The following is a 24,918-nucleotide window of genomic DNA, read 5'->3' on the forward strand; positions in this document are numbered from 1 at the left end:
GCCGCGACCCTAGCCGTTTCAATGTGGCGTTTCAAAGCCTTCCGTCTCCCAGCAGGACGCCACAGTGTCTGGACACGCCAATCGGCGGTCTGGACTAACAGGTTTCGATCGGGCAGGAGTTCGCGTCATGCGCAAGCTTCTCGTCATCGGCATCGGCGCCGGCAATCCCGACCATATGACCGTGCAGGCCATATCAGGCCTAAACCGGGCGGACGTCCTGTTTATCCCCGACAAGGGGGCGAAGAAGAACGACCTTGCCGAATTGCGCCGCCATATCTGCGACCGTTTCGTCAGCAATCCGAAATCGCGCCGCGTCGAGTTCGACGTGCCGGTGCGCGCCGAGCCGGCGCCTTCCTATCGCTCGACCGTCGATGACTGGCACGAGGCCATCGCCCAGATTTATGAGAGCCTGGTCCGCGACGACCTTGCCGAGGACGGCTGCGGCGCCTTCCTGATCTGGGGCGACCCCTCGCTCTATGACAGCGCGCTGCGCATCCTCGCGCGCGTACGACTGAGGGGCAATGTCGCATTCGAACTGGAGGTCATTCCCGGCATCACCGCCGTCCAGGCGCTAGCCGCCGGCCACAAGATGGCGCTGAACCGCATCGGCGACCCCGTGCTGATCACCACCGGCCGCCGCCTCGCCGAACAAGGCATGCCGCACAATGCCGGCAGCGCCGTGGTCATGCTCGACGGCAAATGCGCCTTCAACACGCTGGCAGACAAGGATCTGATCATCCATTGGGGCGCCTATCTCGGCACACCGGACGAGATCATCGTTTTCGGTCGCCTGGGTGATGTCGGCGAGGAGATTGAGAGGACGAGAGAAGAAGCCCGGAAAAGAAAGGGCTGGATCATGGACACCTATCTGCTGCGAAAGCGGGACTAGGCAGTAAGGGAATTGAAGAATTGAGGAACTGAAGAATTGGTGAAAAGGGCATTCTTCAGTTCTTCAGTTCTTCAGTTCTTCAGTTCTTCAGTTCTTCAGTTCTTCAGTTCTTCAGTTCTTCAGTTCTTCAGTTCTTCAGCTCTTCAGTTCTTCTTCTTCAGTTCTTCAGTTCTTCAGTTCTTCATTTCCTCCCCTCACCCAGCATCAATCTCCGCCTGCAAGGCGTCCATATGCGTGGCCGCCGCTGCCGCCGCAGCGCGCTCGATAGCGCGAAAACGGCTGACAACTGCAAGGCCAACTGAGGTCAGCTGTGCGCCGCCGCCCTTTTTGCCGCCGGTCTGCGCCGCGACCAGTGGCTTGCCGAACACACGGTTCATATCTTCCACCAGATCCCAGGCGTGCTTGTAGGACATCTCCATGCCGCGTGCCGCAGCCGAGATCGAGCCGAAAGTGGCGATCTGCTCCAGCAATTCGATCTTGCCCGGACCTATGCGCCCGTCCGGATCGAGATTTATCCGCAGGCTCAGCGACGGCATCTCTTGTCCTCCACAGTCACACTAGCCCCTCTCGACCCATAGCGCTATTCCAAAACGATATAGCGGCTATCAGCCATCCGCTTCGGCCGGCAGGCCGGCGCCGGTGTTGGCACGGTCGAAACTGACCGTCTTGATCACCGCGAACACCTTGCCGCCGAGTTGAAGGTTCAGTACCTGCCTGGATTGTTCGGTAATGCGCGCAAGCACGGTTGCGCCATTGCAGTCGATGCCGATTTCGACCGTCGGCCCCTCGCCCGAGCCGATTGCGACGATGGCGCCCGGCAGGATGTTGAGCGCACTGAGACCTTTCGGCTGTTCGGTGGCTATCATCACGTCGCGGGCGCGGATTCGGATGCGCACAGGCGCGCCGACCGAGACCGCCAATTGCGGCACCCGGATTTCGCCCGCCGCCGAGCCGAGCACGGTCATCCCGAAGATCTCATCATGGCGCAGCACCTTGGTGTCGAGAACCGCGCCGCCCTCGCCGCGTTCCTCCGCCGGCAGCAATTCGAGCCGTTGCATGATCGCGCCGGTCGGGCCTGAGGCAGCGACCTTGCCTTGCGCCATCACCACCACGTCGCTGGCCAGCCGCGCCACCTCGGCGACGGAGTGGCTGACATATACGATGGGCAGCTTGGTCTCGTCGCGCAGCCGCTCGATATAGGGCAGGATCTCGGCTTTGCGCGCATCGTCGAGCGAGGCCAGCGGCTCGTCCATCAACAGCAGTTTCGGGCTGGCAAGCAGCGCCCGGCCGATCGCCACGCGCTGCTTCTCGCCGCCCGAGAGCTTTGCCGGTCGCCGGTCGAGCAGAGGACCGATGCCGAGCAGTTCGACGACCGCGTCGATATCCGCATAGCGCTTCGCCGGTGGCGTGAACCAGCGGCCATAGCGCAGATTGCCGGCCACGCTCATATGCGGAAACAGCCGCGCGTCCTGGAACACCATGCCGATCCGGCGCTTGTGCTTCGGCACGAAAATGCCGGCATCGGTGTCGACCAGCACACAGCCGTCGACCGCGATACGGCCCTTGGTCGGCCGGATCAGGCCGGCGATCACGTTGATCAGCGTCGTCTTGCCGGAGCCCGATGGCCCGAACAGCGCCGTCAGCCGCCCGGCGCTTTCGAAACGCGCGTCGACGGCGAAACCGCCGAGCCGATGGCTGATGTCCACCAGCACGCTCATTCGATGTCCATCCGCCGGCCGACGCGCCGCGCCAGCACTTCCGAGGCGACCAATGCGGCCATCGAGATGACGATGGAGATCAGCGTCAGCCTGAGCGCCCCGTCATCGCCGCCAGGCACCTGCGTGAAGGTGTAGATCGCCGAAGGCAGCGTCTGCGTCTCGTTGGGAATGTTGGAGACGAAGGTGATGGTGGCGCCGAACTCGCCCATCGCCTTGGCGAAGGACAGGATCGAGCCGGCGATCAGCCCGGGCAGGATCAGCGGCAGCGTGATGGTGGCGAAGACCCAAATCGGGTTGGCGCCGAGCGTTCCCGCCGCTGCCTCCATTTTGCGGTCGACCGCCTCGATCGACAGCCGGATCGCCCGCACCATCAGGGGAAAGCCCATGATACCGCAGGCCAGTGCGGCGCCGGTCCAGCGAAACGAGAAGACGATGCCGAAATGCTCGGCCAGGAACGCTCCCGCCGGCCCGCGCCGGCCGAAGGTAAGCAGCAAGAGATAACCTGTCACCACCGGCGGCAGGATCAACGGCAGGTGAACCACACCGTTGAGCAGCGTCTTGCCCCAGAATTTTCCGCGGGCCAGCAAAAGCGCCATCAAGATGCCCGGCGGCAGGCTGAACAGCATCGCCACCGTCGCCACCTTGATCGACAGCCGGACCGCATTCCATTCGTCGGGAGTGAGGTCCAGCAGCCAGTTCATGCGTCAGCCGCTACCTTAATTGCTCGGCGTGAGCACGGTGAAACCCTGATCCCTAAACAGCTCCACCGCCTTGGCGGACTGCAGGCACTTCAGGAAAGCCGGGGTATCCTTGTCCTTCGAATCGGTGGTCTGGGCAACCGGATAGATGATCGGCGGGTGCGAATCCTCCGGGAAGGTGCCGACCACCTTGACTCCCTTGTCGGCATGCGCGTCGGTGGCATAGACGATGCCGAGCGCGGCCTCGCCCGTTGAAACCAGCTTCAGCGCGGCGCGCACATTCTCGGCCTGCGCCACCTTGCCTTCGACCGACGACCAGACGCCGAGCGATTCAAGTGCCGCCTTGCCATACTTGCCGGCCGGCACCGCCTTGACGTCGCCCATGGCGAGCTTGCCGTCGCTGATCAGCTTGGCGAGGTCGAAGCCTTTCTCGATCCTGGTCTCGACCTTGGAATCCTGTGGCGCCACCAGCACGATCTGGTTGCCGAGCAGTTTCACCTCGGTTTCCGGCTTGGTCAGTCTCTTGTCGGAGAGGTACTTCATCCAGTCGAGATCGGCCGAAATGAACACATCGGCGGGCGCCCCGCTTTCGATCTGCTTGGCCAGCGCCGAGCTCGCGGCGTAGGAGACGGTCGCCGCTTCACCGACATCGGCTTCGCAGGCCTTGGTGACGGCGTCGAGCCCGTCCTTGAGGCTGGCTGCGGCAAACACGATCACCTTGTCTCCCGCGTGAGCCGCCGGCATCGCGGCCATCAGAGCTACGGCAAAGCCGCCAATCGCGATTGCCCTCATACCAAAACCTTTGTGCCCCAACATGAAAACTCTCCCTGGGCTTGAAATCTGCTGGCTCGACTCCTGCCGACCGATATATCTGGATGAATATAACAAGGGAAGGCCGCCTCCTGCGAAAGCGTATGTTCGGCATCGATTGTTCTGGTTTGGACGTGCACCGAAACCCGGAAAGGAACTCCGATGAAGATCAGCGCCCGCAACATCCTCAAGGGAACGATCGTCGAGATCGTCAAAGCACCTCGCCTGTCCGCGGTGATGTCGCCGGCTCCGTCGTCACGCTTCGATCACCAACGAGGCCGTTGCCGATCTCAAGCTCGAAAAAGGCAAGCAGCCTATGCCATGATCAAGGCAACCGACGTCATGGTCGACATCGATTGAGGGTCGGAATTGATTGACGGTGGACGGATCAGACCGCGATCGGCGCCTTGATCGACGCGTCGGCAAAATAGTTTTCCAGCCGGAAATCCTCGAAGCGGAAGGCGAACAGGTCCTTCACCTCCGGATTGATCCACAGCGTCGGCAGCGCCTTGGGCGTGCGACGCAATTGCTCGCGCGCCTGCTCGAAATGGTTGGAATAGAGATGCGCATCGCCCAGCGTATGGACGAACTCGCCGGGCTTTAGCCCGGTCACCTGCGCCACCATCAGGGTCAGCAGCGCGTAGGAAGCGATGTTGAAGGGTACCCCGAGAAAAATGTCGGCCGAGCGCTGGTAGAGCTGGCAGGACAGCTTGCCGTCCGAGACGTAGAACTGGAACAGGCAGTGGCAGGGCGGCAGCGCCATCGCCTCCACTTCGGCCGGGTTCCACGCCGAAACGATCAGCCGGCGTGAATTCGGATTCCTGCGTATCTCCTTCAGAACATTGGCAATCTGGTCGATCGACCCGCCATGGCCATCCGGCCAAGAGCGCCACTGCTTGCCATAGACCGGGCCGAGATCGCCATTCTCGTCGGCCCATTCGTTCCAGATCGAAACGCCATGATCTCTAAGGTATTTGATGTTGGTGTCGCCGGCCAGGAACCACAGGAGTTCATGGATGATCGACTTCAGATGCAGCTTCTTGGTGGTGGTGACGGGAAAGCCGCGCGACAGGTCGAAGCGCATCTGGTACCCGAATACCCCACGCGTGCCGGTGCCCGTGCGGTCGCCACGGTCGGCGCCATTGTCCAGCACATGCTGCAAAAGGTCGAGATACTGGCGCATCGGCTTCGCCTCGATTCGGGGTTACCGCCATCATAACCGACTGGCCGCCGGCCGAACACAGCAAAAGGACCAGAACGCGGCTTGCCCCATCACTCAAGAGGTGGCGCTGCCCCTCACCTGCCTGCCGTCATCCTCTCCTCGTATAGGGACGGGGAGAGGGGCGCTGTGATCAGCGGTTTCGCCAATCACAAGCGTTCGAGAGAGAGAGCCAAGGCTGCGGTCAGCCCTTTCTCCCCGTCACTATACGGGGAGAAATGCCCGGCAGGGCAATGAGGGGCGGTGCTGACCTCCGGTGAGGAGCAAAATCAAACGCGCGCTCTGCCTATCGGCAATAATCTCTACAAAGAGCCGAGCTTGCCCAGATCCTTGGCGACCAGATAGTAGAAAGTCACGCGGCTCTTGGAGCTGTCGGCGGCCAACGCCTTGCAGGTCTTCTCGATCGCTGAGTCGGCTTTCGCCCCGTCGGTCACGCCGAGTTTCTTGGCAACCCAGTTGGTCTTGACGCGCTCCAATTCCTTGGGGTCGGTGCAGGATACCAGCGAGGAATCGCGGTTGCGCAGTGCGATGCCCAGATGTTTCACAATCTTGGCAACCACATCGGCATTTGCGGCGGCGTCGTATTTCTTCACGTCCGCGAGATAATCGGCCATCAAATTTCCCCATGTCGGCGCCACGGGATCCGATCGATGAGGGCTGTGGCGCGCTGCCGCAACTTGTGCGCTCGGTCGATACTCCTCACCATCGCAAAGCTTCGGTTGAGACCGCGCGCGAGTCAACCCTCGGCGCCGCAGTTTGGTGCGGCCAAGAAGTGTCATTGCGGCCTTTCATTTTGTGCGCCCGCCCCCTATATTCGTTTTGTCGGCTTGACCGACTATGGCGATAAATGGGCGATGTAATAAGCCGTTCGGACCCGGGGGCGGTACCCGGCGCCTCCACCAAGAACCGCTCTGTGATCAGAGCGGCTGTTGCTGGGGGCGAAATAGGATCGACGAAGGTGTAAAGATCGTACTTTTGCCCGGCATGGTACCACCGTCATCGGGCTAAACCTGTAGTTGCAAATGACAACTATGCGGAAGCACGTCTCGCCGCGTAAGCGGTGCGATAGCTTCAAATCAAGCCCTAGAGGTTCGCACTTCTAGGCGGGGTTCGGAGGTACCTGGCAACAGAAACCTCCACTTCTCCCCTCCTCGATGTCGTACGCTCAATGCCGGCTGCCGCTGGCCGGATTTCGCATGACGATGGGCCGCGAAGCCTACACCAAATTGAGCCATGAGCTGGTGCAATTTGCCGCTGGCGTCGTCAAGGCCGTGGTTCTGGCCGGGGCCGGATTACCCCAGACGTGAAAAAGGCCGGGATGACCCGGCCTTTCCGGTCGATTGCGGTCAGCTTACTCGGCCGGCGCTTCAACGGCTTCGCGCGAGCGGCCAAGCGTCAGTTTGGCCAGCGTGAACGAGATCACCGCGCAGAGCGTGATGCCGGCCACCATGGGCAGCGGGGTGCCGTCGAAGAAGATGCCGGCGACGCCCATCGCCAGCGCACCGATGGCGAAGTGCAGCGTGCCCATCAGCGCCGAGGCCGTGCCGGCGATCTCGCCATGCTCTTCCATGGCCAGCACCGACGTCGTCGGGATGACCAGGCCAAGGAAGCCGTAGCCGACGAACAGCAGTGCCGCCATAACATCGAGCCGGTCGACGCCGGTCGCCATGACTGCGAACAGCACAACCATCGTCGTGGCATAGCCGGTTACCGCCACCCAGACGACGCGCTTCAGCCCGAAGCGCTCCGACAGCATCCCCGTCAGTTGCGACATGCCGATGAAGGCCACCGCATTGATCGAGAAGAACACGCTGTAGACGGAAGGCGACAGCCCGTAATGGTCGATCAGGATGAAGGACGAACTCGAGAGGTAGACGAAGAAGCTGGCGATGCCGAAGCCGGCGATCGCCACCAGGCCGAGGAAATTGCGGTCACCCATGAGGAAGCGATAGCCGGCGAGTGCGGTTCCGAAGGAGGAACCGACGCGTTCTTCCGCCGGCCGCGTCTCCTTCAGCGAGGTCGCCAGCAGAATGGTGGCCAGCAGGGCCGCGCCCGTCACCGTCCAGAACACGGCGCGCCAGCCGAAATTCTCGATGATCTGGCTGCCGGTCAGCGGCGCCAGGATCGGCGACACCGAAAACACCAGCATCAGCAGCGACATCAGCTTGGCGGCTTCGGTGCCGGTGTGCAGGTCGCGCACGATGGCGCGCGGCACCGCCATGCCGGCGCTGGCGCCCAGTCCCTGCAGGAAGCGGAAGGCGATCAGCCATTCGATGGTCGGGCTCATGGCCGAACCGATACCGCCGACCATGAACAGCGCAAGGCCGCCGTAAAGCGGCAGCTTGCGGCCGACCATGTCGGAGATCGGTCCGACGACGATCTGGCCGAAGCCCATCGACAGGAAGAAGATCAAAAGGCTCATCTGAACGGCGGCGGTGCCGGCATGCAGATCTTCGCCGATCGAAGGCAACGCCGGCAGATACATGTCGATGGCGAAGGGGCCGATAGCGGACAACAGGCCGAGCACGACCGCGATGCGGAGGAATTTGGGACTCATGATAAAGGCTTCTTTCAAGTCTGGTTGGCGCCGCCAACGCGACGACTAACCCTAGGACGTTCCATCCCTTTGAAATCCGACGGCTCAGAGCGAGATTATTCGTCTCTACGGAGCGAATTCCCCATTTATTGTGTCCACAAATTTAGACAGCCTTGTCTAATTCGTCAATCACCTCTATATAGATTTCTATGAAGCTTGCCGTTTCTCCTGACATTTTCCCGCCACGCGGCCACGAGGCCAAGCGTATGTCGATTATCGATGCGGCGGCTTCGGTCTTTTGCCGGGAAGGCTTTGCCGGCGCGAATATCGACCTGATCGCGGTGGAGGCCGGCGTGTCGCGCCAGACCATCTATAATCACCACCGCGACAAGGAAAAGCTCTTCATGGCTGTGGTGCGCGATCTGACGGAGCGCTGCAATGCCGGCATCTTCGCCACCTTCGCCTCTTTCCCAGACCAGCCGAAGGATCTGGAAGCCGACCTGATTGGCTTTGCCGTGCGCATGAATCAGAACTGCATCTGCAACCGCGACGGACGCTTCCTGCGCAAGCTGATCCAGACCGAAGGCGAGCGCTATCCCGAGCTCTTCGCCGAATGGCGCGACCAGGGGCCGGGCCGGACCTGGCCGGCACTTGCCGCCCGTTTTGCCCGCCTCGCCCATGCCGGCCATCTCGCGGTCGACGATCCCGATGTCGCCGCACGCCAGTTCCTGGCGCTAGCCAACGCCGAACTGCAGACCACCTTCATGCTCGGCGGCATGCCGTCGGAAGATGAAGTGCTGCAATCCGCGACCCACGGCGTGCGCACATTTCTGCGCGCCTTCGGCAAGCGCAGATCAGCGGCAGCGGTGGAAAAACAGCTGGCCAGCGCCTGAACGCCAAAGCAGGCGATCAAATCGTCCGTTACGGGCTTCGCTTCGGCGCATCAGCGATCTATATCCGGTTTACGCCGCGCTCAAGCTTGATTACAGCTATGCGGACGATTCAACGGAACCCGACCAGCACATGGCCGACGACCACATCCGCTACGACATTCTGGCCCAGGAGGCGTTGCGCGGCGTCATGCGCAAGGTCCTGGCCGAAGTCGCGCGCACCGGCCTTCCCGGCAATCATCATTTCTTCATCACATTCCTGACCGGCGCGCCGGGCGTGCGGGTGTCCTCCAGGCTGCGCGAGCGCTATCCCGAACAGATGACCATCGTCATCCAGTTCCAGTATTGGGACCTCAAGGTGACCGATACCGGCTTCGAGGTCGGGCTGTCCTTCTCCGACGTGCCGGAGAAGCTGGAAATCCCGTTCTCGGCCGTACGCGGCTTCTACGACCCATCGGTCAATTTCGAACTCGAATTCGACGTTAAGACCGACGTCCCGGCGGAAGACGATGCAGCCGCCCAGCCGGCTGCCGAGCCTTTGGCTATCGTCTCCGAGAAAAAGCCGAAGGCCGAGAAGAAGGCAGCTGCCACTGAGGCGGAGAAAAAGCCCGCCGTGGCCGATGCCGCCGCCGGCAAGGGCGCCGACGTCGTGTCGCTCGACGCCTTCCGCAAGAAGTAGCGGGACGGACGGCGCGACATGGGCGAAATCGTCAACCTTCGCCAGGTCCGCAAGCAGAAGGCGCGCACCGAAAAGGAAAAGCTCGCCGGCGAGAACCGCGCTCTGCACGGCCGTTCCAAAGCCGAAAGAACTCGTGACCGGCTGACATTGGACAAGGCCGAAAAATTCGTCGCCGGCCACCGCCGCGAACGCCCGGAAGACCAGGGCGATTGATGGACCGCCTGCGGTGAGCCCGGTCGAAAAACGCTCGGTGACCATCCGCGGTCATCGCACCAGCTATTCCCTCGAAAAACCCTTTTACGACGATCTCCTCGCCATCGCCGCCGCGCGCAAGCTGACGCTTGCTGCCCTGGTCGCCGAAATCGACGAAACAAGGCCGCGAGATGCGAACCTGTCCTCGGCGCTCAGGCTGCATGTGCTGGACTGGGCCAAGCGCGGCGCTGTCTGAATGGTTTTTAATTGCCCAGCGACTTCAGCAAATTGTCGACCGAGAACGGATTTGTCCTGGGCTTCGGCGGCGCCGGGGCCGAACCGTCATTGACGCCGGGAAGTGAGCGGTCGACCTTCGGCGCCTGCTCCTGAGCCTTGCGCTCGGCCTCCAGCCTGGCTTTTTCCTGCGAAGCGATCCGAGCCTGTTCGGCCTTCTTCCGTTCGTCCTCGGCCTTGGCGGCGTCTTCGGCAGCCTGCTCTTCCGCCTGGGCTTTCGCGTCCGCATCTGCCTTGGCCTTTGCGTCAGCCTCTGCCTGCGCTTTCGCATCGGCATCGGCCTTTGCTTCGGCATCCGCCTTGGCCTTGGCATCCGCTTCGGCCTGTGCCTTTGCGTCGGCCTGTGCCTTCGCCTTGGCGTCGGCCTCAGCTTTGAGCCGTGCCGCTTCCTCCTGCTTGCGCAATTCCTCGGCGGCGTTGTCGCGCTCGGTCTGCAGGGCGGAGTAGTAGCGCACCTCGCGCCGCAGCCGCTGCTTCTCGAGCAGTGCTGCCTGCATCGCCTCGACCCGCTGCTGCTCCTTTTCCAGGGCACGCTGGGTCAAAAATTGCGCCAGCGGCTCGCTGTCGAACTGCTTCTTCAGCGCCCCGAACGGCCCATCGACGCTGAAATTGACCGTCGGATCTGAGCCGACCAGCGCCTCGTCGCCAGGCTTGTAGGTGACCGCGCCCTTGGTGGCGACGGTGCCGGTGTTGAGGTCGGCCGTGATGTCGGCAGACAGCGTCGCCGCCTGGTTTTCGAATTTGATCGGTGGTGCCCGCAACGTGCCGCCGGCGACCGTGAAGGCGATGTCGGCATCGCCGGCAGCAAAGCTGCCGTCGCCAGCGATCTCAGGTGCAAAGCCCGCAGTCTTGGCCACGTCGATGTCGCGCCCGATCGCATCGGCCTTGGCAATCAACGCGCCGAAGGCATCGGGATTGACGCCGGCAATGGTGAGGCCTTTCAGCGCCGCCGTGCCCGAGCCGGAGAGTGCGGCAATCATCGCGTCGACCGATTTGCCGCTGGTCGACAGCCCTGTCGAGAAGTCGCCGCTGCCACTCAAGCCGGCAGCCGGCAGCACGGTCGCCAGGTCAGCGCCGGCAAGCCTCATCTGGCCGGAGAACAGCCCCGTGCCGTCCGTGTTCTTCAACTCGAACAATCCGGTGAGCGCGCCGCCGAGCAGTTTTGCCTTCAGGTCCGAAACGCGGATGCCTTCCTGGTCGAGTTTCAACGACAGCGACGCATCATAGGCTGTCGCCAGCGGTCCGGCGGCAAGAGTCGCCGTCGTCAGATCGAGATCGGCGCTGAACGGCAGGCTGGATTTCTGGCTGAATGGCGCCGTCGGCCAGTTCGCGTTGCTGCTGAGGAACGACTGGTCACCGAACAGCGCAACCGCAATCGGGTCGAGGTCCAGTTCGTCGAGCGCCAGCGCACCGGCAAAATGCGGCAGCCCCTGCTTCGCATCGATGTTGACGTCGCCCGAAATCTCCGACTCGTTGATGGATCCGCTGAGACCGCTCAACACCAGCAGGCCATTGCCGAAATCGGCATCCGCGCTGAGCGAGGTCGAGGTGCCCGTTCCCATGCCCGGCAGGCCGGCGCCGGTCGTCATCAGCCAGGGCTCGATGTCGGAGGCGTCGAGGCCGATCTTGCCCTTGGCGGTGGTGCCTTGCGGTGTCTGAGCAACGGTGCCGTCGAACGTCGCCCTGAAGTCGTCGGCGGCGAAATTGAAGCTCGTCGCCAGGCCGCCGCCGAGCGTGCCTTTCGCCGAAATATCGGTGCTTGCCTGGCCGAGCATGCCGAGCGGCAGCGCCGGCAGGCCGTAGAGCGCCAGCAGCACGGTGGCGTCGGGATTTTTGGCGTTGAAGGTCAGCGTCACCGGCGCGTCGAGCAACTGGCCGACGGCACCCTTGCCCGACAGCGACGCCGAAAAGGCCGAACCGCCGGCCTTGCCTTGTCCGCTCACCGCCAGCCCGGTCGTGCCGTCGCCATTGTCGGCGGCGCTCGCCACCAGATCGACGCGCGCGTCCTGGAACAGTTCAGGATAGGCGGCCGTGCGGCCAGCCAGTCCCTTCAGCATCAGATTGTCGGGATAGTGTTGCGCGGCAATGTCGATCAGCGGCTTCAGATCGACGGCGACCACCGAGGCATCGAGCTTGCCGGTCGGGCTTGCCGGAAAATCCTTGATCCGGCCGGTGGCGCTGATCGAGGCGCCGGCAAGGCCGCCAATCGACAGCCGGTCGATTTCGAGCAGCCCGTCGCGGAGCCGGAGCGCGGTATCGACCGTGTCGGCGGTGAGCCGGCCAGCATTGACCGGCCCTGCCTTGATCTGAAAATCGAGGTCACGGTCGGAAAAGCGGTTGGCGCCCTTGTCGCTGACGAAGATCGAGGCGAAGGACGTCAGCCCGTCGACGTCGAGTTCGCCGCCCTCGAGCCGCATCAGCACCGAGGACTTGGCGTCGTCGGGCTGGCTGGAATCGATGCGGCCGGTGAACTTCGACTTGCCGAGGATCAGTTCGAGATCGCTGAACGCCTGGCGCTTCTCCGACAGGTCCACCTTGGCCTTGAAGCCGGCGGCCGGCAGCCGGCGGATTGCCTCGTCGACATCTTTCGACAACCAGGCAGCAAAGCCGGAAGGCTGCGCCACCGCCAGCAGCATGGAGCCGCTGAAACCGAAATAATCTTCGACGCTGAGCATGCCGCTGGCTTCCAGCGTCGTGCGCCCGGGCAAGGTCGCGGCCAGCGATTTCACCGACCAGCCGCCCTCGACCGGCTCGGCCGAGAGATGCACGTCGCGCACCGTGGTGTCGCCAGCCACCACCGCCGGCAGCTTGACCTCGACGGTGCCGGGTATAGTCGGCTTCGGCAGGTCGAGCAGCGCCTGCTCGATACCGGCAATGCGCTGATCCAGCGTCAGGCCGGCGCCCTTTTCAGCACCCACCGCCTCATCCAGTTGCACCTGCGCGCCATTGGCCTCGATGGCGAAGTTCGGCCTAAGGCCGAGATCGACCGAAGCCTTGCCGTCGGCTGTGTAGGGATTGTCGAGCGGCCCGGTCTCGAAGCGGAATTCGTCGACGCCAAGCTTCTGGTGGTCGAGCGAGAACTTGCCGTTCAGCCTGAACCCCGGATCGGGTTTGCCGGCTCTGATTTTGACGCTCTCGCCATCGCCGCCGCGCAGTTCGGCGCTGTTTTTGTCGTTGCCGGAAATCTTGAACTGGCCGGAATAGACGGCAGCCCCATTGACGATGCCGGCATTGCCGTCGGTTTCGATGACCAGTGGATAGGCATCGGGATCGACCTTGAGCCTCAGCCGCATCTGGCCGCTGCCTTCGGCCTTGCCGGTCGAAGCCGCAACCGTCGAACGCAGTCCGTCGAGCAGCAACGTTCCGTCCATGCGCCACGGCCCGGCCAGCGACTTGGCAGAGATGGTCGAATTGATCTCGGAAATCAGATGGCTGCGCCCGCCTGCGGCATGGCGGAGCGCAATTTCTCCCTCCGTCACCGTGAGCTTCTCGATCGAGATCTGGTTGAGATCGAAGGGCGAGGACGGCCGTATCGCCCAGTCGACCGTGCCGTTATCGGCGATGTCGATCGTCGCCTTCGGATGCACCAGCCGCATGTCGAAAATCAGCACTTCGCCGCGCAGGAACGGCGCCAGTTCCGCGTCCATCGAAAAGGTCTCGACGGTCATTGCCGGCTGGCCGCCGGGGCCGCCGGCGACCGTGACGTTTGAGAAGGTCACCGAGGGGAACGGCAACAGCCGCGCCGTGGCGTCGCCTTGCACCGTCACCTTGCGGCCGAGAATGGCGCTCGCCTCGCGCTCGAATTGGGCGCGGTACCCGGTCCAATCGACAAAATACGGCACCACCAGCGCCGCAACCAGCACCAGCACAAACAAGCCACCGAAGATCACGAACAGGCGTGCGAGCATCAGCTCCGAACGGGTTGATTGAAAGTCAGCCGCACTCTACCCGCATCAGCGTGTCGATAAAGAGGCAATTCATCCAGAGTTGCTTGATCTCTGATGTATCTGGAAGAGCAGAGATTTTTGGACGCCTTTGACCGCGGTCCGGCCTGTGCGCAAGAGACTATCCTGCCATGGCCCGTCGGCGATATTCGTTCAGCAGCACCACCATCTCCTCAGGCGACAATGTCCAGCCCTGCGGTAATGCGGCTTCGGCGCCGAGGCTTTTGGTCACGCTGCCCATGACGGAGCTTTTCTTGACCCCCGGTGCGAAATTGTACCCGATCATATCGCGGATTCTGCGCCGGCGATGGACGACGAAGAAGCTTTCGATATCCTTCCAGGGGACCAGCTTGGGCGATCGAACAAGGCCTCCGCCGAGACTGAAACCTTGTCCGTTCAGCACCAGAATCTGCGGCCGCACAAGCTGCCAGGCAAACACCAACGCGACCAGCCCGAAAAAGGCCACGCACCACCAAAGGCCGGCGGTGCCGCCGTCCTCGGAGACATAAATCAGGAAAGCGCAGGCCAGGACAAAGAAGAGGCTGGCCGACAGCAATAACAGTGTCTTGCCAAGCGATGCCCTTATAATCAGGGTATCCATTGCCGCTCCTCACATTTCGGCTATGCAGGTAATATCTTGCCTGGGTTCATGATGTCTTGCGGGTCGAGCGCTTTTTTTATGGAGCGCATGATGTCGACACCATGGCCGAGCTCATGGCGCAGGAAGCCGATCTTGCCCTGGCCGATGCCGTGTTCGCCGGTGCAGGTGCCGTCCATGGCGATCGCCCGCATGTTCAGCCGCGCCACGAATTTCTCCGCCAGCGCGATCTCTTTGGGGTCGTTGACGTCCATCAGCACCAGCACATGGAAATTGCCGTCGCCGGCATGACCGACGATCGGCGCAACCAGGCCCATCTCGGCAATGTCGGCCTCGGTTTCGGCAACGCACTCGGCCAGCCTCGAGATCGGCACGCAGACATCGGTCGAAAGACCCTTGGCGCCCGGCCGTAGCGTCAGCGACGCCCAATAAGCATCGTGCCTGGCCTTCCAGAGTTTCGTGCGCTCCTCGGCGACGCTCGTCCACAGGAATGGCCCGCCGCCATTGTCTTCAGCAATGGCACCGAAGGTTTCGGCCTGTTCGGCGACACCGGCATCGCTGCCGTGGAACTCGACGAACAGGCACGGGCTCTCGGGGTAATCGAGCTTCGAGTAATTCTTCATCGCCCGCATCTGCAGTCCATTCACCAGTTCGATGCGCGCCACCGGAATGCCCATCTGGATGGTCGCGATGACCGCGTTGCAGGCCGCCTCGAGGTTTGGAAACGGGCAGACGCCGCCGGAGATCGCCTGCGGAATGCCTTGCAGCTTCAAGGTCAGCGAGGTGATGATGCCGAGCGTGCCTTCCGAGCCGACCAGAAGCCGCGTCAGATCGTAGCCGGCCGAACTCTTTTTCGCCCGCTTGCCGGTCGTCACCGTCTCGCCATCGGCCATGACGGCCGTCAGCGACAGCACGTTTTCACGCATCGTGCCGTAGCGCACCGCATTGGTGCCGGAGGCCCGCGTTGCCGCCATGCCGCCGAGCGAAGCATTGGCGCCGGGATCGATGGGGAAGAACAGGCCGGTATCGCGCAGGTGCCGATTCAAATCCTCGCGCGTTACGCCAGGCTCGACCGTGCAGTCGAGATCCTCGGGGTTGACCGACAGGATGCGGTTCATGCGCGAGGTGTCGACCGAGATGCCGCCACCCGGCGCGTTGGTGTGGCCTTCGAGCGACGAGCCGACGCCGAAGGCGATGACCGGCACGCGGTGCGCGGCGCAGGCGCGCACGATCTCCTGTACCTCGGCCGTCGTCTCCGGAAATGCAACGCCATCGGGCGCCTGCGTCGGAATATAGGTGGTGGTGTGCGCATGCTGCGAGCGGATCGCCGCGCCGGTCTGGAAACGCTCGCCGAACTGCTGCTGTTTGAGGATGCCGAGCACGGCGGCGATGCCTTCCTCGTTGCGTTCGACCGGATTGAGGTCGCTCAGAGCCATGAATTCCTCCGCGAATGGACCAGCGTCCATGCTTGTTATGCGATTATGGATGCACATGACGCAATTCCAGGGAAAGTGTGAAGCGGTTTTCCGTCCGGGATTGCGTCACAAAAAACTAGAGCGGTTCGCCGTTTCCGCGAGACGGTGAACCGCTCTAGTCTCACGGGCCGCAGCCTGTCCAGCACTGAACTCGGTCCAGCACCAGAACAAGGAAGTTTCCATGCCCATCCCTGCCCCCTTCGTTTCCAAACCGATGGACATCGAGAAGGATTGGATCGACTATAACGGCCATCTCAACATGGCCTATTACAACGTGTTGTTCGACCGCTGCTCGGATGAGGCGTTCGAGGCGATGGGCATGGGGCTGGACTATGTCAAAGAGCGGCGCCTGACCATCTACACGGCCGAAGTCCATGTTTGCTATGTCCAGGAACTGCACCTCGAACACAAGGTCGTCGTATCCTTCCAACTGATCGATCATGACGACAAGCGGCTGCGGGCCTACCAGGAAATCCGCCATGTCGATGGCTGGCTCGCCGCCACTTCCGAAACCCTGTCGCTGCATGTCGACATGTCCGGGCCGAAAGTCGCGCCCTTCCCCGCCGATGTGCAGGCCAAGGTGGAAGCCATGCGCGCCGCCCATTCTGCACTGCCGATGCCCGAGCGGGCCGGCCGTTCGATCGGTATTCGCCGCAGGACCGCTTGAAGCGCTGCCGCGCCCGCGTTAACCTTACCAAGGTTTTAACGTGAACAAGCCATTTGGGCCATTGAACGACTCAGCTGACCGTTTGAGAACGGTGCCATGCGAGTTGCGACGCGGGCGGCGGGCAACAGGCGGTTCGAGGAACGTGCATGAAAACCGACATCAAGGTCGAGGTGGACAGGCTGGCTGCCGATCCGCGCATCACCGACTATGATTTCTGGCGCTCGTTGAAGAACGTCAACAACGAGATCTTCCACATCGCCAACAACAACGAGCCTATCCCCTTCGACATGATCCGCTGGCGCGCCATCCTGAAGCAGGCGCGCATGAAGCGTGGCCACGCCTGATGTTTCCGCTGTTCTGAGAAAGCCGCCACCGGCGAGCGCCGCCACGGACCATTGCGACCTGATCATTTCTATAGGTCGGCGCCAGCCCTGCTTTCAGCGAATCGGCTACATCCGACAACCTTCAAAAACCGTTCATTTCGACAGTTTGCGCAACCGGCGATTCGGTTTCGCAAACGGCTGCCTGCGACAAGAAGATCAAGATTGAACCAATTCCACGTCTAAGCCGTTGTGACCCCTGAAAAACGGCTTGGAGTGAAAGCATGGACTGGAAAAGGACCAGGGAACCGGCCGACGCATGGCACATGACGGACAATCTGCATGCCGAGCACGGCAAGGGCGATCCGTTCGCGGCCGCCATCCGCGCCACCCGCATGTCGATGGTCATCACCGATCCCCGTCAGGCGGACAATCCGATCGTCTTTGCCAATGACGCGTTCCTGCGCCTGACCGGCTACGAGCGCGACGAGGTCATGGGCAAGAACTGCCGCTTCCTGCAGGGGCCAGAGACAGACAAGGCAGCTGTGGCTAGCGTGCGCGACGCGATAGCAGCGGGAACCGATATCGCCATCGATCTGTTGAACTACCGCAAGGACGGCTCGACATTCTGGAATGCGCTCTACATCAGCCCGGTTTCCAACGACAAAGGCGAACTCCTGTTCTTCTTTGCCTCACAGCTCGATGTCTCCGATCGCAAGCGCTCCGAGGATCGCATCACCGCCGACAAGAACCGCTTTGAAAAGGCTGTCAAGGAACGCACGCGCGAGCTTGAGGCCGCCCTTGAGGCGCAGACCACGCTGCTGCACGAGGTCGACCATCGGGTGAAAAACAACCTGCAGATGATCTCCTCGCTGATCATCATGCAAAGCCGGGCAATCAAGGATGAAGCGACAAAGCGATCGCTGACCACCATGCTGGAGCGCATCGAGGCGCTGAGCACGGTGCATCGCCGTCTCTACCAGTCAAAGGATGTCAGCCGCTTCGATGTCTCGGATTTCGCCAGGGATCTGGTCACCGACCTGCTGACCGCATCCGGACGCGCCGAGATCAAGCCGACGCTGGACCTCGAACCCATCGTCATTCCGGCCGAAAAAGCCACGCCTGTTGCCTTGATGGTCAATGAGCTTGTCACCAACGCGCTGAAGCACGCCTTCAAGGCAAAGCCGGACGGCACCACCGCGGGGCGCATCGGCATCAAGATGAGCCAGCCCGACGGCCACTTCAACATCGAGGTTTCCGATGACGGCGTCGGCATGGCCGAGGCCAGTGGCGATGCTTCCTTCGGCATGCGGCTGATCAAGTCGCTTGCCCGGCAGTTGCATGCCGACATCGAATGGCGCGACGCCGGCCCGGGCACAAAGGTCGTCATCTCGATGCCGAACGAACCGCAGCAGAAAGGGAAGCTGTCATGAACGAACCGCTCAAGGTCCTGATCGTCGAGGACGAGGCGTTGCTGGCGATGGAACTGGAAAGCCTCGTCGAGGAAGCCGGCCACAGCGTTGTGGGTTGGGCGACATCCTTGGCCGAAGCAAGAGGTATGATTGATACCGCCGATGCCGATATTGCCTTTGTCGATATCCACCTCGCCGACGGACCAACCGGGGTCGAGGTTGCCGAGCATATCCGCGAGGGTAACCGTTCCATGGTGGTGTTCATGACCGCCAATCCAAAACGCATCCCCGACCATTTCGCCGGCGCGATCGGCGTCATCGCCAAGCCCTACACGATGAACGGACTGGTGTCGGCGTTGCGCTATCTGCAGGAGGGCGTGCGGCGCCCGCCCCCGGTCTCGGTGCTGCCGGCCGGTTTTACGCTGTCGCCGGCCTATGAAAGCGTATGGGCGTCGTCGGCGGCCTGAAGCCTACGCCAGCTTCTCCTTGAGGAAAGCGATCGTCCTGCCCCAGGCGAGATCGGCTGCCTTCTTGTCATAGCGCGCGGCCGAGGTGTCGTTGTTGAAGGCATGGTTGACGCCGTCATAGACATAGAGCGTGTATTCGACATGGGCGGCGTCGAGCGCTTTCTTGTAGGCATCGATGCCGGCGTCGATGCGCTCGTCTAGGCCGGCATAGTGCAGCAACAGCGCCGCCTTGATCTTCGCCACATCCTCGGCCTTCGGCTGCATGCCGTAGTAGGCGACGCCGGCGGCGAGATCGGGCGCGTTGACCGCCAGATTGTTGACCGTGCCGCCGCCCCAGCAGAAGCCGACAGCACCGACCTTGCCGTTGCCGTCCTTCTCGCCCTTGAGATAGGCGATGGTCGCCAGGCCATCGGCGGTGACCTGGCTGGCGTCGAGCTTGGTGAACATGTCGCGCGCCTTGTCTTCGTCAGCGGGCGTGCCGCCGAGCGGCGACAGGAAATCCGGCGCCAGCGCCACGAACCCTTCCAGCGCAACGCGCCGCGCCACATCCTTGATATGCGGGTTGAGCCCCCTGTTCTCATGCACCACGATGACGGTGCCGAGCTTGCCGGACTGGTCCGCCGGCCTGACCAGATAGCCCTTCATCTCACCGCTGCTGCCGGAATAGGTGATATCTTCAGCCTTCACGCGCGGATCGTTGTCGGCGACGATTGCCGCCTGCGCCGAATTCGCCGCCAGCAGCGGCGCGATCGCGGCCGCCGCCGTGCCCGATCCGGCAAGCCTGGTCAGCTGCTCCATGAAGCGGCGGCGGTCGAGCGTCAGATGCGTGTATTCGTCATAGGCATCGATCATCGCCTGGGTGATGGCAGATTTGCCACGTTTGACGGCTTCGGCGGTGGGTTTCGTCATGGCGTGCTCCTCGTTAGGAGATGATCTCACGGTCACCTGGAAATGACCTTGCGGTCATTCCGGGTTGACCTCGAGGGTCAAGATAGGGTGGAGGCTCGCATGGTCCAGTCACGGATGGGTGACGCTTGGGCCATCGAACGATGCGGCGGCCGGCGGAAATCGGCGCGTGCATCACATTTTGGTCATTTCAGAGAATTTCGATGGTGCCGCCACAATATGGAAGGACGCTGATGATGGTCTCGCCCGTAGCGGCGAGCCCGACGAGAAGGAACAACGCCATGACCTTGTCCACTCCGATCCTTGCAAGCGCGCTCGTGCTTGCTGTTGCTGCCTTGCTGGCAATGCGCTCCGCTGCTGCCGCAGCCGCCGCTCGGATGGTGAAGGTCCGCGTCGAGCGACGTCGGCCGTCACCACGCTGACCCAGCAGGCCGAAACAGGGCCGCAGCTAACCAATGAAGTACTGGGCTCCGTGCCCAGCTTCAAAAGGCCATCTCTTACGCAAGCTGACCAAGGCTGGTGCTGCCCCTCATCGCCCTGCCGGGCACTTCTCCCCGTATAGATGCCGGCAGGCAGATGAGGGGCGGCGCGACATTGCCAGAATATCTGCCGGGCCGATCACTTACCTAAGTCACATCGCTGCTACTTCGGCAGCGTATAGGCCATCACATAGTCGCCGGGCTTGGTGCCGACCGAGCCGTGGCCGCCGGCGACGATGACCACGAACTGGCGGCCGTCGGCGACGGTGTAGGTCATCGGCGTCGACTGCCCACCGGCCGGCAGCCTGGCCTGCCAGAGCTGCTTGCCCGATGTCAGGTCATAGGCGCGCAGATAGTCGTCGACCGCCGCGCCCAGGAAGACGACACCGCCGGCGGTGATCATCGGCCCGCCAATGCCGGGAACACCGACCTTCAGCGGCAAGGGCAACGGCGTCATGTCATAGACGGTGCCGTTGCGGTGCTTGTAGGCGATCTTGCCGGTTCTGAGGTCCGCTCCCGCCACATAGCCCCATGGCGGCGCCTGGCAGGGCACGCCGAGCGGCGACAGGAACGGCCCCATCACCACCGCATAGGGCGCGCCCTCATTGCGGTTCAGCCCCTGTTCGCTGCCGCGCCCCTCATCCGGGGGCGGCACCTGGTCGCGCGGAATGAGCTGCGATTTGAACGCCAGATAGGTCGGCATGCCGAACATCACCTGCCGTACCGGATCGACGGCGACGCCGCCCCAGTTGAAGGTGCCGAAATTACCGGGATAGACCAGCGACCCCTGCACCGACGGCGGGGTATAGCGGCCCTCGTAGCGCAGGCCCTGGAATTCGATCCGGCAGGCCAGCTGGTCGAACATGGTGATGCCCCACATGTCGGCGCCGGTCAGCGGTCTCGGATTGAAGGAGAGATCCGAGACCGGCTGCGTCGGCGACGTGTGATCGCCCTCGACAGCACCGCCCGGCGCCGGCACTTCCTTGATCGGGATGATCGGCTCGCCGCTGCGCCGGTCGAGCACGTAGAGGTCGCCCTGCTTGGTCGGCCCGACCAGGCCCGGAACGACGCCGGCAGCGGTGGTGATGTCGACCAGCGTCGGCTGAGCCGGCACGTCCATGTCCCAGAGGTCGTGATGCACGGTCTGCCGCACCCAGCGCAATTGCCCGGTGGCGAGATCGAGCGCGGTGATCGAGGAGGAAAACTTCTCGACATTGGCGGTGCGGCCCATCCCGAGCTGGTCCGGCGTCTGGTTGCCGAGCGGCACATAGAGCAGGCCGAGCTTCTCGTCGGCGCTTGCCGTCGACCACATGTTGGGCGAGTTGTTGGTGTAGGTCTGGCCTGCCGCCAGCGGCGTTGTCTGGTCCGGATTGCCGGAATCCCAGTTCCACACCAGGGCGCCGGTGTCCACGTCGAAGGCGCGGATGACGCCGGACGGCTCTTGCGTCGAATAATTGTCGTTGACCGCGCCGCCGATGATGATCTTGCCGCCGGCAATCAGCGGCGCCGAGGTCGAGTAATAATAGCCCGACTTCGGATACGGCATGTTGGTCAACAGATTGAGCGTGCCGGCCTCGGCGAAGGACGCGCAGACCTGGCCGTTGGCGGCGTCGAGCGCGATCAGCCGTGCATCCGAGGTCGGCAGGTAGACGCGCGTCGCGCAAGGCTGGCCGGCCGCGATCTTGGCATCGGCATAATAGGACACGCCGCGGCAGGTCTGGTGCTGGCGGTCCTTGTCGAGCTTGATCTTGGGATCGAAGCGCCACTTCTCCTTGCCGGTGGCGGCATCGATAGCGATGACGAAATTGTGCGGCGTGCAGATATAGAGCGCATCGCCCACCTTCAGCGGCGTCACCTGATAGGTGGTTTCGCCGACATCGTCCGGCCCTTTCACGTCGCCGGTCTGGTATGTCCAGGCCGGCTGCAATTTGGCGACATTGTCGGGCGTGATCTGGTCGAGCGGCGAATAGCGCTGGCCAAATTGCGTGCGGCCGTAGAAGTGCCATTCACCCGGAGGCACGTTGCCGCCGAGATCGGCAGTCGGCGTCACCTTGTCGGCGCTGAGGTCGCCGGCGATGTCCTTGGGATCGGCCGTCATCGAATAACCGGCGACGGCGAGCGAAGCGAGCACGGCCAGAATGAGCGGCGCTCGCGCGTCGGGGCCGGTCAGGCCCCGCCTTGCCCAAGGCGTCAGCAGCCACAGCGCCAGAAGCACGATGATGCCGCCGCGCGGTCCGAGTTCCCACCAGTCGAAGCCGATTTCCCACACCGCCCACGCCAGCGTGCCGAGCACGATCGCCGCGTAGAGCCAGAGCGCCGTCGATTTGCGCCGGAAGAGCAGCCATGCGGCGATGAGGAAGGCGAGACCGGTGACGACATAGTACCAGCTGCCGCCCAGCATCGCGAGCCAGACGCCGCCGCCGCCAAGTGCGAGGCCGATGAGGAACAGGATGAGGGAGGTGATGACGACAGCCAAGACGATACTCCTTCGACTGATGCGCATTCCGCGACGCGGCCATGGGCAAAGCTATGCCAATCCTGCCCCCGGCGGTACAACCTTCTCCCGGCCGCCGTGCCTGTCAAGCCGCCGGGGAGCGATCCATTGCGAAACCAAAAGGCCATGCCGCAGGCTCTCTTGCGTAACAGGGCGTTTTTCGAGGCCACACGCCAAGGTGGCAATCCCGCCTTGCCGGCATCCGGGTTTTCCAGCAGTCTGCTTTGGACCAACCATCAGGAGCAACCAGAGTGACGTCATTCGCCTCGCCTCTGACGCGCGTAGTCCTTGTCCTCTGTAGCTTCGTCGCGCTCACGGCCGGCACAGTGGCCGCGCCGGCACAGACGCTGAGCGAGATCAACAAGGCAAACGGCTTTCACGAGATGCTGATGGGCATCGGTCCCGGGATCGCCGCAGCCACGAAATCCATACCCGAACAGTTACCGGCAAATTTCCAGGACGCCTTGTCGGTCGCGCTGGAAGGCGCCTTCGACGCAGTCAAAATGGAGACTGCCATCGAATCGCGGATGACGGACAGGCTGTCGGCCACCGATCTGTCCGACCTCACAGCGTTTTACGCTTCCCCGTTGGGCAAGCACGTCACCGCTTTGGAAATTCAGTCGTCTGGGCCGGAAGGCAGGCAAAGCAAGAAGACAGAGGGCAAGCAAATCCTCGCCGAGCTTCCGACCAAGGATCCAGCCCGGCTCGAATTGTACCGCAAGATCATCGACGATATCAGCGCTGTCGACACCGGCGAGGCGATAGCGCTGAACATGAGCTACGCGATGGTTACGGGGATGCTGGGCGCAGCCGGAAAGCCTCTGTCGGACGAACAGATCATGGTGCTGGTGCGTCAGCAATCCGTGAAAATTCGCCAGAACATCGAACAGAATGCCATGCAGGGTAGCGCTTATACGTACCGGGATCTCCCGCTCGGCGATCTCAGACTGTACTCGACATTCCTGGCGTCACCCGCGGGCAGCCGCTATTACGACCAGATGCTGACGGCCTTTGGCATGGTGATGACAGAGGAAGCGCGCTCGTTCGGACATCGATTGTTCGTCGCGCTCGGTTACCGAAAGGCCTGAGCCGCAGTATCGGGCACTTTAGCAGAACAAAACGTAGACACTTCTGGTCTTTCGCTCCCGAATCACTACATTCGGGGGAGATGTCCGGCTTTGCGGAAGACATGCCCTTTTTCGACGAACCCAATGCGCGGCCCGCGGCCCCGTCGGGCATAGCCGCGCGCGCCATGGCGGCCCGCAGCGGCCCCAACAGCGCGCCCGATTATCTCAACGGCCTCAACCCCGAGCAGCGGCTGGCGGTGGAAACCACCGAAGGCCCGGTCCTGGTGCTGGCCGGCGCCGGCACCGGCAAGACCCGCGTGCTGACCACCCGCATCGCCCATATCCTGGCCACCGGCAGGGCTTTCCCCTCGCAGATCCTGGCGGTGACCTTCACCAACAAGGCCGCGCGCGAGATGAAGCAGCGCATCGGCCATCTCGTCGGCGAAGCCGTCGAGGGCATGCCGTGGCTCGGCACCTTCCACTCCATCGGCGTCAAGCTCTTGCGGCGGCACGCCGAGCTGGCCGGGCTCAAATCCGATTTCACCATCCTCGACACCGACGACGTCGTACGGCTGATCAAGCAGCTGATCCAGGCCGAAGGCCTCGACGACAAGCGCTGGCCGGCCAAGCAGTTCGCGCAGATGATCGACGGCTGGAAGAACAAGGGCCAAGGCCCCGCCGACATTGCCGAGGGCGACGCGCGCAGCTTCGCCAACGGCAAGGGCCGGGAACTCTACAAGGCCTATCAGGAGCGGCTGAAGACGCTGAACGCCTGCGACTTCGGCGATCTGCTCTGCCACCCGATCCGCATCTTCCGCGCCAATCCGGACGTGCTGAAGGACTACCACAAGCGCTTCAAATACATCCTCGTCGACGAGTACCAGGACACCAACACCGCGCAATACATGTGGCTGCGGCTGCTGGCGCAAAGACCTACCTCCCCCTCGATGGGGGAGGTCGCGGCGCGCGTGCGCGGGGGGGGGGGGGGGGGCGCCCGGGGCCGGGGTGGCGGGCCCCCCCCCCCCCGACGCGCCCCGGCCGCGGCGGCGGGGCGCCCCCCCCCCGCGCCCCGCCGCGGCGCGGCCGGCGGCCGCCCGCGCCGGCGCCTGTCCCCCCCCCCCCCGGTTGGCCGGCGACCCTCCCCATCCAGGGGAGGGTAAAGCG

The 24,918-nt window shown here is 63.0% G+C and carries 23 protein-coding genes, 1 other RNA gene and 2 pseudogenes; 14 read left to right on the top strand and 12 right to left on the bottom strand.

All coding sequences use genetic code 11. The features are described from left to right. Nucleotides 1-127 precede the first annotated feature (127 nt). Nucleotides 128-889 carry a precorrin-6A synthase (deacetylating) gene (gene cobF / locus NKI32_RS24225; RefSeq protein WP_353003921.1) on the top strand — a complete coding sequence of 254 codons (762 nt, stop codon included), beginning with the start codon at nucleotides 128-130 and terminating at the stop codon, nucleotides 887-889. A 194-nt stretch (nucleotides 890-1,083) separates the two neighbouring features. Here the strand turns inward: cobF and NKI32_RS24230 are convergent, their stop codons facing one another. The 4 genes from NKI32_RS24230 to modA form a co-directional block, all read right to left on the bottom strand. After that, complete coding sequence (locus tag NKI32_RS24230) at nucleotides 1,084-1,425, bottom strand: winged helix-turn-helix domain-containing protein (RefSeq protein WP_023667411.1); 342 nt, start codon at nucleotides 1,423-1,425, stop codon at nucleotides 1,084-1,086. Nucleotides 1,426-1,494: 69 nt separating this feature from the next. Beyond that, nucleotides 1,495-2,607, bottom strand: coding sequence for a molybdenum ABC transporter ATP-binding protein (modC, locus tag NKI32_RS24235; protein ID WP_353003923.1), 1,113 nt, complete (start codon nucleotides 2,605-2,607; stop codon nucleotides 1,495-1,497). Continuing rightward, nucleotides 2,604-3,308: a molybdate ABC transporter permease subunit gene (modB, locus tag NKI32_RS24240; protein WP_023667413.1), complete on the bottom strand. Its 705-nt coding sequence runs from the start codon at nucleotides 3,306-3,308 to the stop codon at nucleotides 2,604-2,606. Before modB ends, modC begins: the two co-directional genes overlap by 4 nt. Nucleotides 3,309-3,323: 15 nt before the next feature. Then, nucleotides 3,324-4,118, bottom strand: a complete 795-nt coding sequence (modA, locus tag NKI32_RS24245; protein WP_155923552.1) for a molybdate ABC transporter substrate-binding protein — start codon at nucleotides 4,116-4,118, stop codon at nucleotides 3,324-3,326. Nucleotides 4,119-4,277: 159 nt separating this feature from the next. On the opposite strand from modA, the pseudogene NKI32_RS24250 reads away from it, so the two are divergent. Next, nucleotides 4,278-4,475: pseudogene (locus NKI32_RS24250) on the top strand (TOBE domain-containing protein). Nucleotides 4,476-4,503: 28 nt separating this feature from the next. Here the strand turns inward: NKI32_RS24250 and NKI32_RS24255 are convergent. Then, a complete protein-coding gene (locus NKI32_RS24255) occupies nucleotides 4,504-5,298 on the bottom strand; it encodes a thymidylate synthase (protein WP_023714748.1) in 795 nt (264 codons plus the stop codon). 338 nt (nucleotides 5,299-5,636) lie between these two features. Then, nucleotides 5,637-5,948, bottom strand: a complete 312-nt coding sequence (locus tag NKI32_RS24260) for a DUF2853 family protein (RefSeq protein ID WP_023668323.1) — start codon at nucleotides 5,946-5,948, stop codon at nucleotides 5,637-5,639. A 168-nt stretch (nucleotides 5,949-6,116) separates the two neighbouring features. On the opposite strand from NKI32_RS24260, the gene ssrA reads away from it, so the two are divergent. Then, nucleotides 6,117-6,475, top strand: a transfer-messenger RNA (tmRNA) gene (gene ssrA, locus NKI32_RS24265). Between the two features lie 210 nt (nucleotides 6,476-6,685). On the opposite strand, the gene NKI32_RS24270 is transcribed toward ssrA, so the two are convergent. Further along, nucleotides 6,686-7,891, bottom strand: coding sequence for a multidrug effflux MFS transporter (locus tag NKI32_RS24270; protein ID WP_023682099.1), 1,206 nt, complete (start codon nucleotides 7,889-7,891; stop codon nucleotides 6,686-6,688). Between the two features lie 188 nt (nucleotides 7,892-8,079). On the opposite strand from NKI32_RS24270, the gene NKI32_RS24275 reads away from it, so the two are divergent. The 4 genes from NKI32_RS24275 to NKI32_RS24290 all read left to right on the top strand — a co-directional run bounded on the left by NKI32_RS24275 (nucleotide 8,080) and on the right by NKI32_RS24290 (nucleotide 9,887). Next, on the top strand, nucleotides 8,080-8,763 hold the full coding sequence (locus NKI32_RS24275) for a TetR/AcrR family transcriptional regulator (protein ID WP_023668320.1): 684 nt from the start codon (nucleotides 8,080-8,082) through the stop codon (nucleotides 8,761-8,763). Between the two features lie 130 nt (nucleotides 8,764-8,893). Then, nucleotides 8,894-9,439 carry an SspB family protein gene (locus tag NKI32_RS24280; RefSeq protein WP_023667419.1) on the top strand — a complete coding sequence of 182 codons (546 nt, stop codon included), beginning with the start codon at nucleotides 8,894-8,896 and terminating at the stop codon, nucleotides 9,437-9,439. A gap of 18 nt (nucleotides 9,440-9,457) precedes the next feature. Next, nucleotides 9,458-9,652 (top strand): DUF4169 family protein, encoded by a 195-nt coding sequence (locus tag NKI32_RS24285; RefSeq protein WP_023699586.1) that lies wholly within the window; start codon nucleotides 9,458-9,460, stop codon nucleotides 9,650-9,652. Nucleotides 9,653-9,665: 13 nt separating this feature from the next. Then, nucleotides 9,666-9,887 (top strand): ribbon-helix-helix domain-containing protein, encoded by a 222-nt coding sequence (locus NKI32_RS24290; protein WP_023699587.1) that lies wholly within the window; start codon nucleotides 9,666-9,668, stop codon nucleotides 9,885-9,887. Nucleotides 9,888-9,894: 7 nt separating this feature from the next. On the opposite strand, the gene NKI32_RS24295 is transcribed toward NKI32_RS24290, so the two are convergent. From NKI32_RS24295 to NKI32_RS24305, 3 genes are all read right to left on the bottom strand, one after another. Beyond that, complete coding sequence (locus NKI32_RS24295) at nucleotides 9,895-13,833, bottom strand: AsmA family protein (RefSeq protein WP_353003926.1); 3,939 nt, start codon at nucleotides 13,831-13,833, stop codon at nucleotides 9,895-9,897. Between the two features lie 157 nt (nucleotides 13,834-13,990). Continuing rightward, complete coding sequence (locus NKI32_RS24300) at nucleotides 13,991-14,470, bottom strand: hypothetical protein (protein ID WP_353003928.1); 480 nt, start codon at nucleotides 14,468-14,470, stop codon at nucleotides 13,991-13,993. 20 nt (nucleotides 14,471-14,490) lie between these two features. Continuing rightward, nucleotides 14,491-15,903 carry an FAD-binding oxidoreductase gene (locus NKI32_RS24305; protein WP_353003930.1) on the bottom strand — a complete coding sequence of 471 codons (1,413 nt, stop codon included), beginning with the start codon at nucleotides 15,901-15,903 and terminating at the stop codon, nucleotides 14,491-14,493. 220 nt (nucleotides 15,904-16,123) lie between these two features. Here NKI32_RS24305 and NKI32_RS24310 point away from each other — a divergent pair, with 220 nt between their 5' ends. From NKI32_RS24310 to NKI32_RS24325, 4 genes are all read left to right on the top strand, one after another. Next, nucleotides 16,124-16,609: a thioesterase family protein gene (locus NKI32_RS24310; RefSeq protein WP_023712460.1), complete on the top strand. Its 486-nt coding sequence runs from the start codon at nucleotides 16,124-16,126 to the stop codon at nucleotides 16,607-16,609. A gap of 146 nt (nucleotides 16,610-16,755) precedes the next feature. Then, nucleotides 16,756-16,953, top strand: a complete 198-nt coding sequence (locus NKI32_RS24315) for a hypothetical protein (protein ID WP_013531006.1) — start codon at nucleotides 16,756-16,758, stop codon at nucleotides 16,951-16,953. A gap of 260 nt (nucleotides 16,954-17,213) precedes the next feature. Further along, the gene (locus NKI32_RS24320) at nucleotides 17,214-18,362 is read left to right on the top strand and encodes a histidine kinase dimerization/phosphoacceptor domain -containing protein (RefSeq protein WP_023667428.1); all 1,149 of its coding nucleotides are present in this window, start codon (nucleotides 17,214-17,216) and stop codon (nucleotides 18,360-18,362) included. Beyond that, complete coding sequence (locus tag NKI32_RS24325) at nucleotides 18,359-18,808, top strand: response regulator (protein WP_023668313.1); 450 nt, start codon at nucleotides 18,359-18,361, stop codon at nucleotides 18,806-18,808. The genes NKI32_RS24320 and NKI32_RS24325 overlap by 4 nt, the downstream gene beginning before the upstream one ends. Before the next feature lie 3 nt (nucleotides 18,809-18,811). Here the strand turns inward: NKI32_RS24325 and NKI32_RS24330 are convergent, their stop codons facing one another. After that, nucleotides 18,812-19,717: a dienelactone hydrolase family protein gene (locus NKI32_RS24330; protein ID WP_353003932.1), complete on the bottom strand. Its 906-nt coding sequence runs from the start codon at nucleotides 19,715-19,717 to the stop codon at nucleotides 18,812-18,814. A gap of 278 nt (nucleotides 19,718-19,995) precedes the next feature. Here NKI32_RS24330 and NKI32_RS24335 point away from each other — a divergent pair, with 278 nt between their 5' ends. Further along, complete coding sequence (locus tag NKI32_RS24335; protein ID WP_353003934.1) at nucleotides 19,996-20,136, top strand: hypothetical protein; 141 nt, start codon at nucleotides 19,996-19,998, stop codon at nucleotides 20,134-20,136. Nucleotides 20,137-20,356: 220 nt separating this feature from the next. Here the strand turns inward: NKI32_RS24335 and NKI32_RS24340 are convergent, their stop codons facing one another. After that, entirely contained in the window at nucleotides 20,357-22,696 is a 2,340-nt protein-coding gene (locus NKI32_RS24340; RefSeq protein WP_502897985.1) for a glucose/quinate/shikimate family membrane-bound PQQ-dependent dehydrogenase, read from the bottom strand. A 242-nt stretch (nucleotides 22,697-22,938) separates the two neighbouring features. Here NKI32_RS24340 and NKI32_RS24345 point away from each other — a divergent pair, with 242 nt between their 5' ends. Together NKI32_RS24345 and NKI32_RS24350 are read left to right on the top strand one after the other, a co-directional pair. Beyond that, nucleotides 22,939-23,775: a DUF2059 domain-containing protein gene (locus tag NKI32_RS24345; RefSeq protein WP_353003938.1), complete on the top strand. Its 837-nt coding sequence runs from the start codon at nucleotides 22,939-22,941 to the stop codon at nucleotides 23,773-23,775. Between the two features lie 80 nt (nucleotides 23,776-23,855). After that, a pseudogene (locus NKI32_RS24350) lies at nucleotides 23,856-24,806 on the top strand (ATP-dependent helicase); the annotation flags it as partial. Nucleotides 24,807-24,918 lie beyond the last annotated feature (112 nt).

Source organism: Mesorhizobium sp. M0761, from assembly GCF_040320205.1.
Classification (GTDB): Bacteria; Pseudomonadota; Alphaproteobacteria; order Rhizobiales; family Rhizobiaceae; genus Mesorhizobium.